Annotated in this window: 10 protein-coding genes; 1 reads left to right on the forward strand and 9 read right to left on the reverse strand. The window is 45.7% G+C overall.

The window, feature by feature from the left end:
* The 4 genes from AB4Z08_RS13680 to AB4Z08_RS13695 form a co-directional block, all read right to left on the reverse strand.
* Nucleotides 1-1,281 (reverse strand): IPT/TIG domain-containing protein, encoded by a 1,281-nt coding sequence (locus AB4Z08_RS13680; protein ID WP_441574305.1) that lies wholly within the window; start codon nucleotides 1,279-1,281, stop codon nucleotides 1-3.
* A 32-nt stretch (nucleotides 1,282-1,313) separates the two neighbouring features.
* Nucleotides 1,314-2,966, reverse strand: a complete 1,653-nt coding sequence (locus AB4Z08_RS13685) for a RagB/SusD family nutrient uptake outer membrane protein (protein ID WP_441574306.1) — start codon at nucleotides 2,964-2,966, stop codon at nucleotides 1,314-1,316.
* Between the two features lie 21 nt (nucleotides 2,967-2,987).
* Nucleotides 2,988-6,248, reverse strand: coding sequence for a SusC/RagA family TonB-linked outer membrane protein (locus tag AB4Z08_RS13690; protein WP_441574307.1), 3,261 nt, complete (start codon nucleotides 6,246-6,248; stop codon nucleotides 2,988-2,990).
* A 264-nt stretch (nucleotides 6,249-6,512) separates the two neighbouring features.
* Nucleotides 6,513-7,529 carry a FecR family protein gene (locus tag AB4Z08_RS13695; protein ID WP_441574308.1) on the reverse strand — a complete coding sequence of 339 codons (1,017 nt, stop codon included), beginning with the start codon at nucleotides 7,527-7,529 and terminating at the stop codon, nucleotides 6,513-6,515.
* 162 nt (nucleotides 7,530-7,691) lie between these two features.
* Between AB4Z08_RS13695 and AB4Z08_RS13700 the strand changes: the two genes are divergently transcribed.
* The gene (locus AB4Z08_RS13700; RefSeq protein WP_441574309.1) at nucleotides 7,692-8,270 is read left to right on the forward strand and encodes an RNA polymerase sigma factor; all 579 of its coding nucleotides are present in this window, start codon (nucleotides 7,692-7,694) and stop codon (nucleotides 8,268-8,270) included.
* A 48-nt stretch (nucleotides 8,271-8,318) separates the two neighbouring features.
* On the opposite strand, the gene AB4Z08_RS13705 is transcribed toward AB4Z08_RS13700, so the two are convergent.
* The 5 genes from AB4Z08_RS13705 to AB4Z08_RS13725 all read right to left on the reverse strand — a co-directional run bounded on the left by AB4Z08_RS13705 (nucleotide 8,319) and on the right by AB4Z08_RS13725 (nucleotide 13,264).
* Nucleotides 8,319-9,191 (reverse strand): EamA family transporter, encoded by an 873-nt coding sequence (locus AB4Z08_RS13705; RefSeq protein ID WP_441574310.1) that lies wholly within the window; start codon nucleotides 9,189-9,191, stop codon nucleotides 8,319-8,321.
* Nucleotides 9,192-9,494: 303 nt separating this feature from the next.
* Nucleotides 9,495-10,352 carry a hypothetical protein gene (locus AB4Z08_RS13710; RefSeq protein WP_441574311.1) on the reverse strand — a complete coding sequence of 286 codons (858 nt, stop codon included), beginning with the start codon at nucleotides 10,350-10,352 and terminating at the stop codon, nucleotides 9,495-9,497.
* A 140-nt stretch (nucleotides 10,353-10,492) separates the two neighbouring features.
* On the reverse strand, nucleotides 10,493-11,428 hold the full coding sequence (locus AB4Z08_RS13715; RefSeq protein ID WP_441574312.1) for an NADP-dependent oxidoreductase: 936 nt from the start codon (nucleotides 11,426-11,428) through the stop codon (nucleotides 10,493-10,495).
* A 76-nt stretch (nucleotides 11,429-11,504) separates the two neighbouring features.
* Nucleotides 11,505-11,849 (reverse strand): nuclear transport factor 2 family protein, encoded by a 345-nt coding sequence (locus AB4Z08_RS13720; protein WP_441574313.1) that lies wholly within the window; start codon nucleotides 11,847-11,849, stop codon nucleotides 11,505-11,507.
* 188 nt (nucleotides 11,850-12,037) lie between these two features.
* Nucleotides 12,038-13,264 (reverse strand): PepSY-associated TM helix domain-containing protein, encoded by a 1,227-nt coding sequence (locus tag AB4Z08_RS13725; protein ID WP_441574314.1) that lies wholly within the window; start codon nucleotides 13,262-13,264, stop codon nucleotides 12,038-12,040.
* Nucleotides 13,265-13,279 lie beyond the last annotated feature (15 nt).

The raw sequence follows: 13,279 nt of genomic DNA on the forward strand, positions 1-13,279 counted from the left end.
TTATTCAGCGATTACTTTACGGATACGATTATTATTTCTGTCCAGCACATATACAGCCCCGTTTTTGTCGATGGTAACACCGGTAGGTGCACTGAACATCGCGGTAGCGCCGGCGCCATCTGCAAATCCTGCGGTGCTGCCACCAATATAAGTAGTCACATTCCACGTATTGGCGCTGATCATACGGATACATTGATTACTGTTTACCACCGAACCATCTGATGTGCCATTACCAGCAACATACAGATTGTTGGCGGCATCAACTGCAATACCCCAGGGATAGTCGAAACGGGAAGCCGTTCCGGTACCATTTACCAGGCCGGTTTGATTGGCTGTACCGCCAACAATGGTTGGCGCCCAGGTATCTGCTGCAAATTTTTTGATCACGGAACTTCCATTCTCCGTCACAAATAAATTGCCTTTATCATCTACGGCTACATCGGCGGGATAACTGAGGTCCCTGATAATCTCTTTGGCTTCACCTGCCGGTGTTACCTGGAAAATGCTGCCGGCAGCACGGGCGTTGGCGTAGTACATCATTCCATTGCGCTTATCAATACCAATACCCCAGGCTTCTCCCCAGGCGATCAGAGAGGTAGTACCATCCGGTGTAATTTTGCGGATGGTCCAGTCGGCCGGATCTGCCACAATTACATTCCCGTCTTTATCTGTAACAATATCCAGTGGCAGAGAGAACTGTGCAGTATTTCCCTTACCTTCCACATAACCGCCGGCACCGTTGCCTGCCAGTGTTGTCACCGTTCCATCAGGCGTTATTTTCCGTACACGATGATTGTCCGCATCTGCTACATATAAATTGCCATCGGCATCTACATCCATACCGCATCTTTTACCAAAATTAAAAGAGGAGAAAATACCTTTTCCATCAGAGAAACCAGCTACACCATTACCTGCAAGCGTACTTACTTTGTAAGAAGATATGTATCCGAAGTCTTTAGTGGTAGTAGTAGCTTTTCCATTAATCGTCACCGTGATTTTACCACTACCTGCTTTCTCTGGTATCACGATCAGGATATGATCGCTGATAACACCTTCTATCAATGCTTTCCTGCCATTCACAGTAACGCTTACACCACTGGTATCCGTACTGAAATTGCTGCCATAAATTAATACTTCCGTGCCCGCAGCACCTGTTTCCGGTGTAAATTTATCAATCACCACCGGGGCGTTGTTGTCGTGTACAAAGCCCTTGTCTTTTTTACAGGCAGCGGCTGTGCATAACAGCATCACTATCTGCAAACGATATAATATAGTTTTCATCTGTTATTTTTTTTAGTGAGACAGTTACGTTATTACCAACCCGGATTTTGTGTAAAGCCAGGGTTCTGGCTGCTGACCTTATCCATTTCGCTTTGTGGAATAGGCAACCAGTAATTCCTGGCAGCATCAAACACTCTTTTCTCAATTACCGGGTACGAATACGTAACGTTACCACTACCGGAAACAGCTACGCCGTGTACCTCTTTGTTATCCACTTGTGCGGCTATTTTCCAGCGGCGCACATCCCAGAAACGATGATCTTCCAGGGCCAGTTCTATTCTCCTTTCGTGACGGATCTTTGCCCGCAGCGACACCTGGTCGCCACCACTGATAGATGGCATACCAACCCTGCCGCGAATCGCATTCAGCGCATTGTATACATCCGCACCAGGACCTGTTGCTTCATTCTGCGCCTCTGCATAATTGAGATACAATTCTGCAGTTCTGATCAACACCCATTTACGATCGGTACCACCAGAGCCGGAAAATAAATCTACCGAAGGGAGCAGGTATTTACGTGGCCAGTAGTTGGTAGCGATCTGCCCGGAGCGTGGTGCGTCGGCACCGTTAGGATCCAGTACTTTCCCTTTCCAGCTGCAACCAGGATATAAAATAGTAGCATAAAAACGCGGATCCCTGCCTTCATAAGGTCTTTGTGCACTGTAGCCGGAGGCAGGGTCAGTAATTGGCAAGCCGGTGGTCTTCATTTCATAATCATCTACCAGCTCCTGTAAAGGCGTAATGTTACCATAGCCATTGGCACTGCGGGGGTTCATCTCCCGGTCTATGCCGCCATCACCAAAAGCACCCGGCGCACCGCGGCTCCAGATCACTTCTTTATTAAAATATTGTGTGAAGATATCGCTGTAGTTATCATACAGCGTATAACCGTTCATGACAGCGGTATCCAATGCGGCCCTGCAGGCTACGGCAGCTTCCTGCCAACGGCCGGATTCATTACCAGGATTAAACAACGGGCTTGCATAAAATAAACGTACCCGTCCTTCCAGCGCCATGGCAATCATTTTAGAACCACGTCCCCAGTTAGAAGGGCGATCGTTATACGTTACGGGCAATAATGCAGCGGCTTCTTTCAGATCACTCAGGATACTGGCTGTCACTTCCGGAATGCTGTTGCGTTTAAAGTAAATACCGGATGGATCATCGAATGGATTTTTTTCACTCAGCAACAACGGCACACCACCCCAGGTACGCATCAGTTCAAAATAATAGTATCCTCGCAGTAACAACACTTCTCCTCTCAGCCGGCTGCGGCGTTGCGGATAGTTAGGATCCTGCGGTATCATATCATAGTTGGTGAGGAATTTATTACAGGCGCGGATTTTTCCATAGAAACTGGTCCACAGGTCGGCCATCGGAAAATTAGCCGGACTCATAGATCCTGTATTGAAATTACCTGCGTCCGGATAGGAGGCGGAGTTATCACTCGCCTGGTTGGTTTCATCGGTAGCACTGCTCAAGCCCCAGCCCGAACCGGGTTTAAACATATTAGGCAAACTCTGATAAATGGTATTTACAAAGCCCTCCGCATTTTCAATATTTGAAAATACTTCCTTTTCGGTGATCAGGTCACTGGGTTTTCTGTCGAGAAAATTTTTCCCGCAGGCAGTTACACACATCATCAGTACTGCCGTAATCCCTGTTTTTATTAAAGTATTTTTCATCATTATAATTTATCCCCGTGATTAAAGATTGATGGTAATACCGGCGTTAAACACCCGCATAATCGGGTAAGGCTGCCAGCCCCAGCGTCCGCCGGTATTGGATTCGGGATCTATGCCCAGGTCTTTTACATTATCCCAGCTGATCAGGTTCATGCCATTTACATAAATGCGGGCACTCTTTATCTTCACTCTTTTCAACAAATGAGCGGGCAGGCGATAACCTATTTCTGCATTCTTCAATTTGATGTAGTCTGTTTTCCTGATCCAGTAAGAAGAGCTGATAAAGTTGTTGGACATATTGCTTTCAGAGAGATGCAGGGCCGGAAAAGTGGCATTGGCGGCATTCTCCGGTGTCCACCTGCCCTCATGTATCGGACGATAGCTTTCCCTGTAGTTGGCCGTTAGCTGTGAAGAAAAAATCTGACGGCCACCTGCTGCACCCTGGAACAATACACTCACATCTATCCCTTTATAGTCTATCCCGAAGGTGGCACCGAAGTAATTGGTAGGCACATTCAGCATAGGAAGCATCACCCGGTCTGCCTCGTCTATTTTATTATCCCCATTGATATCCTTGTATTTGACATCACCCGGTATCAGCGGAGCAAATGTTTGTTTAGGACTTTTATTGATTTCATCCTGACTCTGGAACAGCCCTTCTGCAATATATCCCAGGTCATAACCAATCGGATGTCCTACCTTACTCTGGTAAGGATAGGCCAACTTAGGTTCATCCTGTTCGAGGATTTTATTCTTTACATACTGATAATTTACTTTCGCAAAAACACCTACCGGTCCTGCATTGGTGTACATATTCAGTTCTGCTTCTACTCCCCTGTTCTGAATGCGGCCCATATTCCTGTTCAGCGAGGCGGTAATACCCATATATCCGGGAATAGTGCCGGCAGCTACCAGGATATCTTTTCGCAGCTCATTAAAAAGATCTACTGAAAATTTCAGCTTATCTTTCATAAAGCCTGTTTCTATACCCAGGTTTGTTTTGGCCGCCTTCTCCCAGGTGATAGCGGTATTACCTACCCTGTTTTCATAATACCCACTGGTACCTGAAGCCACACTACCAAAGGTAAATCCGCTACCACGGGCATAATCAGACACATATAACCAACGTTCTCCGCCTACCTGATCGTTACCCACATAACCATGAGAGAAACGCATTTTCAGGAAGCTGAATAACGATTGATCTTTCATGAAATTTTCATTACTCAGCACCCAGGCAGCAGATAAGGCCGGGAAAAATCCATACCGTTTGCCGGGAGGAAAGTTTTCAGATCCATTGTAACCTGCATTGAATTCGAGGTAATACTTTGTGGCATAATTGTAAGCAACACGGCCAACGAAGCCTTCGTATACCCTTGGCAGATTACCTGACTGAGAGCGGTAGTTACGGTTAAAGAGGAACAATCCACTGAAGGCATGTTTCCCGAAATCCCGGTCATACATCAATTTCAGGTCGTAGTAGTAATACCTTTCTCCACTGGAAGCCCCGGAACGCTGTAAGCTGGTGGCCTTACGATGTTGGGTATACGTACCTTCCCCACCGGGTACCGATTTATAACGATAGGAATCAAATTCCTGATCCAGTGCAAAGTTGATATCCCCGTAGTTTTCAAAAGTAAACAGCCCTTTTACTTTCAGACCTGGTGTAATGAAATCCAGTTTGCGGGTAAGTGCCACGCTACCATTGGTACTATGCCAGTATGCATCCAGATAACCATTCCGTGTAATCAGGCCATATGGATTGTAAAAATCTTCGCGCAATGTGCCCGATGCAATGCTGCCATTGGGATTCAGCCTGGGGGTGAGCCGGTTGGTCATCTGCGAAAGCACCACGAAGAAAAATTCATTGCTGCCCCTGTCGCCGGAAGGACTCGTTCTATTCTCCAGCCGCGAAGCCAGGTCCACCTGCAGGTCGGTATTTTTATCCAGCGTAATATCTACGTTGGAGCGGAAATTGAAACGGTCGTATTTATATTTGACCCCGTAAATATTTTCATTAGCACGGTTATAGATAGGTTCCTGCCGCAGGTAAGAGCCGGAAACAAAATATTTCACATATTTAGATCCTCCTCCGATATTAATATTCAGGGTTTTCTGAGGCGAATTTTTCCGGATCATTTCACTGTACCAATCCGTGTTGGGATAATCATACGGCTTCAATCCTGTTTTATAATATTCCAATTCCTGATCCGTGAACACCGCAGGCATGCCATCATTTTTAGCCGCTTCATTTTCCAGTACACCAGACTCATAGGAGCTCAGGAAGCGGGGGAAATTAGTGGGCTGCTGCAACGCATACTGCATGTTCACCTGGATATTGGGAGGGCCATCTTTACCACGTTTGGTGGTAACCAGCACAATGCCGTTCGCTCCCTGAATACCGTATAATGCAGTAGAAGAAGCATCTTTCAGAATAGACACTGATTCTATTTCATTAGGGTCCAGCTGACCAATATTAGCGTCTCCCCTCGGTAAACCATCAATGACCACGAGTGGATTGGTAGCACCGGTGGTGCTGATACCACGGATGAACAACTGCGCATCATCGCTGCCGGGTCTGCCGGAGTGCTGGGCAGTGATTAAACCGGGTAGTCGTCCTGCCAGGGCATTAGATAAATTGGCTACGGGGCTTTGTTTGAGTTCTTTGGTTTGTATGCTGGATACCGCACCGGTAATACTTTGCCGGGTTTGCTTTTGTCCGTAGCCCAATACCACTACTTCGTTCAAACCAGCCTCGGAGGGTTTCAGCCTGATAACAGGTAGTTGTGTATTGCCTTTTACCGGTACTTCTTTCGGCTCATATCCCAGGTAAGAAATGAGCAGGATACCATTTTCAGGGACCGTTATTTTAAAGTTGCCATCTACATCTGTAGCTGTTCCTTTACTGGTACCCTTCAGCTGAATGCTGACCCCTGGCAGTTCCTGGCCATTTTCTGCCATTACCTTACCTGTTACCGTTATATCAGCCACGCTCTCGGAAATAGCGACCAGGCCTCCTTCCAGCATTTTGTAGCGGAAGCTTTTGGTCAGCACCTTATCCAGGATCTCCGGCAGCGTAGCTTCTTTGAAATCGACATCCACCTTTTCATCTTTCGGAAAGGTTTTGTAATTGTACAGGAAGCGGTATTCACTTTTTGTTTCCACCCACTCCAGCAGCTTATGCAAAGCTATCTGCCGGCTGTTAAGCGAAAACCTGCTTTGTGAATGCACATCAGCACGTACCTGTAGCATGAAAACAGTAATCAGGATGAGGCAAAGCTTCATACACAAAAATATTTTTCTCACTAAATAGTTGGAAAGGGCTGTTTTTAAACACAGCGTTTTTTTCATACATTTGAATTGAACGTTAGACATTTGAAACAATGAAAATCCCGCACGGACTAGTTGTTTCGTTCCATGTTTGACATTTAAAGGGAAGTGTGGCGACACTTCCCTTATTCTTTGGCGGAAGACGTGTGGTTATACAGGTTCCGGTGGAACCGGGACAAAATTTTTCATCGTGTTACTGTTTTTTTATGATCTGGTTGACTAATGATGTATGTAAACGGTATCCCCTTTTATGGTATAATTGAAATCTGCTGTTACCTCCAATGCTGTTAATGCTTCTATGACGGTTTCCTTTTTAAAAGTTCCTTTAAATCTGTAGTCGGTCGGGAAGGTGTCTGTTAAAATGATTTTGCGATTGTACCAACGGCTCATCAGTCGCACCAGTTCGGGAAATGACTTATCCTTAAACTCCAGGCGATCATCCATCCACACGAGTTCACTTACTTTCTGGCTGCTGACATTCGGTGTCACTTTTTCCACGATGAGGAGTACATCTCCCCAATCAATGATGCGGCCATTCATCACCATTCCACTGGTTACCTGGGTTTTCTTTCTGAGGATGGCTTTTTCGCCCGGCGCCAGCACCAGGCTGTTACCATTACGGCTAACGGCCACATGACCTTCTACCAGTGTGGTTTCTATGCTCCCATCTCCTTCATATGCTTTTACATTAAACCGGGTACCCAGCACCTGCACATTCAGATCAGTAGTATGGATCACAAAAGGATGCTGGTCTTTTTTAGCGACTTCGAAAAAAGCTTCTCCTTCCAGGTACACTTCCCGCTGGCCGCTGCCAATGTTGGCAGCATAAGTCAGGTGGCTGCTTACATTGAGCCATACCCGGGTGCCGTCTCCCAGCAACACCTTTTTTCGGACACCTTCTTTGGTATCCAGCGCCAGCTGCCGGTCTGCGCGGGGTAGCAACATCCATATACCGGCGCCTGCCAGCAGCAGCACTACTGCCGCCGCTACCTGCCACCAACGTTGTTTTATTTTAGGCACTGCCGCTGCGGCCGGCTCCTGCCATTCCCCCTCCTTCTTTAAACGATCGGTGATATCGTTATACACCTGGAGCAGGTCTGGCGCTGCATCGCTACTGTCCGGCGTTTGAACAGCCCGGTAGTTATCGTACCATGATTCCAGGGCCGTCCGTTCATCTTCCGTACAATGCCCCTGCAGGTATTTTTCCAATAGCCCTATCAGTTGTTGATCACTCATTATTTTGGTTGTCTGCAGGTATAGACACGGTACTTTATCCTAACCCTACCCCCTGCGCAAAATTTATTTTTCGCCCATTATTGATGGGAACCACCCGTTTTTTTATATCTTATGCACTTTATGGCAGCCGGACACCTAACGATACCGGCATAAGTGGTAAGAATGACGGAGTATATTGCATTACAGGATGAACAATTGATCGCATTACTGGCAAACAATGACAACAAGGCTTTTGAAACCTTGTATCAGCGCCATGCTGCTGCACTATATCTTCATGCCTACAAAAAATTTCCCGTGCCTCACCTGCTGGAAGATATGTTGCAGGACATTTTTACCACACTCTATAAAAAACGCGCTACGCTCACGGGCATAAAAAATTTCAGCGCCTATCTTCACGGCGCCCTGCGCAACCGGATACTCAATGAGCTCAGGAATTCGCTGCTGCATCAGCAACATCATCAACATCTCCCTATAGAAAAAATAGCAGAAACAGATAATACCTACGACTACAAACTGCTGGAAAAAAGATTGGCCCTCGCACTCGATAAATTAACGGAGCGCAGCCGGGAAGTATTTCTGCTCAGCCGCCGCGATCATCTCTCTAATAAAGAAATTGCTGCACGTTTAGGCATTTCTGTGAAAGCTGTGGAGAAACATATGGGAAAGTCTTTACAGGTCATACGCAACGAATTCAAGGACTATGGTCTTCTCGTGGCCGTCTCTGTAATTTTCTATCAGTAGAAAGGGCTGGCCTAAACAGTCCCCTGCTTCAGCCAGCCCGTATTTTATCTATCGCCGGAAATCAGGCGCATTTAACAACAGCATCGACAGTAACATCAACGCTACTCCCACCCATTGCCAGCCATTTACCGGTTCCTTCAGTATCATATGCGAGCATACAATAGCTACTGGTAATTCGGCCGTCATAATCACCGCACTGATACCAGCGCCCACTTTGGGAATCCCCTTTGCAAATAACAGCGGCGGGATAATGGTGCCGAACAGGCCCAGGAACAGCGCCCACTTCAACAGACCCGGATCAAAATGTGTGCTGGCAATCAGCGGGGCCGCATTCACCAACAGGATGCCCATCGTGGATCCCGTCATGATCACCGCACTTTTTTGCAGTGGATGCAACTGCTTTCCTACCCTGCTGTTGGCCACCACATAAATGGCGTACAAAAAAGCGGAAGCACCGGCATAGAGCAGTCCTTTCAGCGATACCGGCTGCGTGCCGCCTGTAGCCAGTCCGCTGCCCAGCCAGGTACCTGTAAGAATCAATGCCGTTGTAATCAGCTGTAGTAAAGAAGGCTTCTTGCCAAACAAACACCATTCCAGCAGCAATCCTATCCAGGTAAACTGCATCAGTATCACAATGGCCACTGAAGCCGGAATATATGCCACAGACACATAATACACGAAGCTGGTAAATCCGATACTGGCCCCCGTTAATAGTAACCATCCCCATTCCCGCGCGCTCAGGGCAGCTTTATTTTTCTGATACATCCATAACAGGATCCACAATACCACCATGCCGGTGAAGGCTTGTGTACCGGAGATTTCAGCGGCAGTATAGCCTTCGCGGTAAGCCAATTTTACAAAAGTAGAGAGTATACCGAAGCTGCACGCCCCGGCGAAAACCATTAATATATACCTGGTCATTATTTTCGTTTGTGTAGAAAAAGAATAAAGAGAAAGGTAGGTGCACGAAAAAATAACCAGGTCAACAGACTTAGACAGATACAATGATTCAGCTGATTCCTGCAACAGGAACAGCGGCTAAGAAGAAGAAATGCTGGTTATTTTGCCTGCAAAACAACAACAGCTGGAGGAGGTGTACTGGAATATATGCGGTGCATGTGAGTTATATTATGGCTACAAGGTAGAAATATTTTTTTAAATACTCCTATACGGCATAAAAAACGCCACCGTTTTACAACGGTGGCGCATCATCCTTAAAAAAAATTACTCAGGTAATTTTGCGTGCATCAACCTGCCTTCTGTTATCACCGAGGTATCCGCATCCGCTTTGGACCATACTTTACCGGAAAAAGTAGCATCGAACGTTTTATCGCCTATGGCGATAATCGTAAATTCAACGGTAGAACCGGAACCAGGAGCAATCCCATTAGCATCTACCTCGGTGCCATAGTCTTTGTTGCCATAATAGAACTTAAAGTAAGGCATCTTTATTTTCTGTCCTACAAATAAAGCGGCTTGAGATAATCCAGATTTTACTCTCAGTGCATTGTAACAAGAGAAAGCATAACTTTTATCTGCCTTTTGATATAAAATAGATGTGACATAACTGAAGTCACTGTAATTAATCACATAATGATTAGCTTTGAAATACACGGTCGTAGTCAACTCCATGCAATTGATTTTATCATAACCGGAAGAGAAAACATACTTCTTATCCGGGCTTTGAATGGATAATACCTTTTCATTCACATCGAAATTGCCTGTTGGGCCGATATAATATTCAAACAGGTTTATATTACCTATACCGGAAGGATTATCACGCATCAGGTTTTTATGTCCCGCAGGAATAGTCGCCGTAATAACGGTGTCCGGTAGCCCTCCTGTTCGGGGTACCTGCACTTTAAAAGTAACATCTGCATCAATAACACCGCTGTAGATGGCACTTAAATAATGGCCACTGTTACGGGCGCCTTTATCGACCTGGTTAATTTGTATTTCTACAGGTATTTTCTCGTTGGAAGTAAGGCTACTATTGCTGCCTTTGGTGTCTTTTGCATCTTTTTTACATCCCATGGCCAATAGCAACAGGGATGACAGCATGAAGGAATTGAGGGTACGCATGGTTATAATAATATGTGATTAAATCATAAGCAGCGTAAATGTAAAAGGTTCAAGGTATTCAGCAAGTCAAAAAATATATCAAGATAAATTAAAAACAACAGCCCGTTGTAAGAATAACTACCACAGCGCATATTGTCTTTTTATAACAAAATAATTATTTTACCAACGGTTCTTCCGGATTCAATCTGCAAATGTGCAGCAGACATTTCTTCGAATGCGAATATCCTGGAAACATGGGAAATCAACTGTCCCTGTTGCAAAAGATCTGCGAGTTTCGCCATATCGGCACCGCTGGATTTTACTGCCACAGGATAGCCGTGGCAACCCACTGCTGCTGCTTTTTCAGTAACTGCTTCTTTCAGACCGGAAGGCAGACTCACAATGGTGGCACCTTCTTTCATAATCAGCAACGAGCGATCAATGTTTTCTCCACCAAGCGCGTCTACTACAAAATCAATATCTTTTGTGTGCTCTTCCAGTTGCCGGCTGGTATAGTCAATATGTTCATCTGCTCCCAAACCCAGTACCACCGATTTGTTGGCAGCAGAAGAAGTACCGATGACATATGCACCCCAATGTTTAGCCAGTTGCACCGCATAGTGTCCTACTCCACCGGCAGCTGCATGTACCAATACTTTTTGTCCGGGTAAAATGGGTGTATAATACGTCATGCCCTGCCATGCAGTAAGTGCTGCCAGTGTAGCCGCGGCGGCGGCTTCATGCGAAATGTTGGCAGGCTTCAATACCAGGTGTTCAGCAGGAGCAGCTACATATTCGGCATACCCTCTCCCATGGCCCGGAAAATTGACCATCCCGAATACTTCATCATCTACCTTAAATAAAGGAGAAGCGGAAGCGGTGACGACACCCGAAATATCCCATCCCAATATCATTGGATGTTCATCTTTCAATCGTGCCCACTGTCCTTTACCGATGCGTGTCTTTACGTCTACCGGGTTAATACTGATGGCTTTTACTTTTACCAGCACTTCTCCTGCTGCAATAACAGGCACTGGTAGTTCAACGATCTGTAAATGATCCACGCTGCCAGGTTCTTTCAAAATAATAGCTTTCATCGTGCTCAATTTTAAAACAAATGTAACGCTGGCAAGCGGCTATTACCTGTATATTTATACGAAAATTCTGTACATTTCAGAGGAATGGTCTCGGATCGAAAATAACTTTCAGTGAACTCACCTTGCCGCCATCCAGATGATACCATGCGCAACCAAAAATGGTTTTACCTTCCATCGTGAGATCATAAAACAGGCATACATCTTCCTGATCTACAAACACCTTCTGCACGGCATATTTCAGCTTCATCTTTTTCATATCATCGAAGTAGGCAGTGGCACCCTGCCGCGATCCCATCACGCCTTCAAAAATCATGTCCTCGTTGGCAAAATGCTTTGCTGTATCGAAATCTTCTTCATTGATGGCCTGTATCAGTGAAAGTACCACTTTCGCATTATCAGATACCTGGTTTATCTTTTCCATAATGAGCTATTTTTTATGATAACCGCGAAAAAATCATACCGTTATTTTTCTGCCGGATTCAGCTGTTTCAGGGTACAAAATTCCGCAATAAGGGCATATTACGGCGCATTTGTTACTCATTTCCACATAAAAAAAGAGGCACATCCGCGGATGTACCCCCTCTCTTCCAATCTACGACGGATTATCTTTTATGCAGTGGTAGTCTGCGCCACCTTTTTTACAGCCACCGGTGTTTTCTTCTTTCTTCCTTTGCCCCACCAGATAATAAACCCGGTAATGGGCAAAGTGGCACCGATTAAGCTGGCAAAAAAAGCCATAAATTTTCCGGGCAAACCAAGTATGCTGCCCACATGAATATCATAGTTCATGCGTCTCAGTTTACCGGCAAAATCAGCTTCCTGATAAGACTGTTCATACAATTTATTGCCCGTAAGCGGCTCCAGTGTATGCTGATCATACAGGTAACGCTGATTGTTATAATACTGTCCCCGGGAAGGATAGACGATCACGCTGATAGCCGCCTCTGCTTTGGTTGTATCCGGGAATCCCAGGTAAAAACCAGCTGCTTCCGGATGTTTTCCAACTACTGTTTTCCAGGAGATGTCCATCTTTTGTCCCAGGTTATCAAAATGCTTTTTCCCTGCCTGCAGAGAATCTGATTTCAGCTCTACAAATTCGGGCATGACTTTCCCGCCCGAAGTAGCCCAGTACAGGCCTTTGCTCCACCATTCCAGTCCGTATACCATACCGGTAACGCCTATAGCAAAAAGCAGGAGCAGGGCATAAAATCCGAGTACATTATGCAGGTCATAGTTGATCCTTTTGGTACTTGCACCCCATTTTATTTTAAAACTTTGATTACGGGTGCTTTTATTCCATTTTTTGGGCCACCATAACACCAACCCGCTTATCAGCGTAATCACACAGATAAGAGTGCTGTAATTGATAACAGGACGTCCTATTTTGTAAGGCAGCCAAAGAAAACGATGTCCGTTCAATACCCAGCGAAAAAAGCTGACATCCCCTTCTTTGCGGTCTACCTTGCTGATGACTGCCCCGGTATAAGGGTTCAGTTTCAGGGTAGACCCACCTCGACGCCCGCCGATATTAGCTTCTACTGCCTTCCCTTCTTTATACAATACATAACCCACCTGTTTACCGGGATACACTTTATTCGCCACAGCCATGATCTGCGATGGCGCCATCAATGCCTGCGACTGCACCGGAATATTGGTCTCCGGTTCTATAAGGCTGATAATTTCTTCATTGAATACATAGATGCAGCCGGTAATACAAATGATGACTATGATAATACCCGACACAAGGCCCAGCCACAAATGCAGCCAGGCAGATATGCGATAAAACAGTGACCGGGAATTGGATTTCTTCCCGGTTACTTTTTTTGAATTACTCATATTTTTCTACTTAAA

The sequence above is a fragment of the Chitinophaga sp. RAB17 genome (assembly GCF_052114225.1).
GTDB lineage: Bacteria > Bacteroidota > Bacteroidia > Chitinophagales > Chitinophagaceae > Chitinophaga.

Bases quoted from the DNA above. Each gene is read 5' to 3' on its own strand.
- AB4Z08_RS13680 (WP_441574305.1), bottom strand. From the start codon at position 1,281: ATGAAAACTATATTATATCGTTTGCAGATAGTGATGCTGTTATGCACA.
- AB4Z08_RS13685 (WP_441574306.1), bottom strand. From the start codon at position 2,966: ATGAAAAATACTTTAATAAAAACAGGGATTACGGCAGTACTGATGATG.
- AB4Z08_RS13690 (WP_441574307.1), bottom strand. From the start codon at position 6,248: ATGAAGCTTTGCCTCATCCTGATTACTGTTTTCATGCTACAGGTACGT.
- AB4Z08_RS13695 (WP_441574308.1), bottom strand. From the start codon at position 7,529: ATGAGTGATCAACAACTGATAGGGCTATTGGAAAAATACCTGCAGGGG.
- AB4Z08_RS13700 (WP_441574309.1), top strand. From the start codon at position 7,692: ATGACGGAGTATATTGCATTACAGGATGAACAATTGATCGCATTACTG.
- AB4Z08_RS13705 (WP_441574310.1), bottom strand. From the start codon at position 9,191: ATGACCAGGTATATATTAATGGTTTTCGCCGGGGCGTGCAGCTTCGGT.
- AB4Z08_RS13710 (WP_441574311.1), bottom strand. From the start codon at position 10,352: ATGCGTACCCTCAATTCCTTCATGCTGTCATCCCTGTTGCTATTGGCC.
- AB4Z08_RS13715 (WP_441574312.1), bottom strand. From the start codon at position 11,428: ATGAAAGCTATTATTTTGAAAGAACCTGGCAGCGTGGATCATTTACAG.
- AB4Z08_RS13720 (WP_441574313.1), bottom strand. From the start codon at position 11,849: ATGGAAAAGATAAACCAGGTATCTGATAATGCGAAAGTGGTACTTTCA.
- AB4Z08_RS13725 (WP_441574314.1), bottom strand. From the start codon at position 13,264: ATGAGTAATTCAAAAAAAGTAACCGGGAAGAAATCCAATTCCCGGTCA.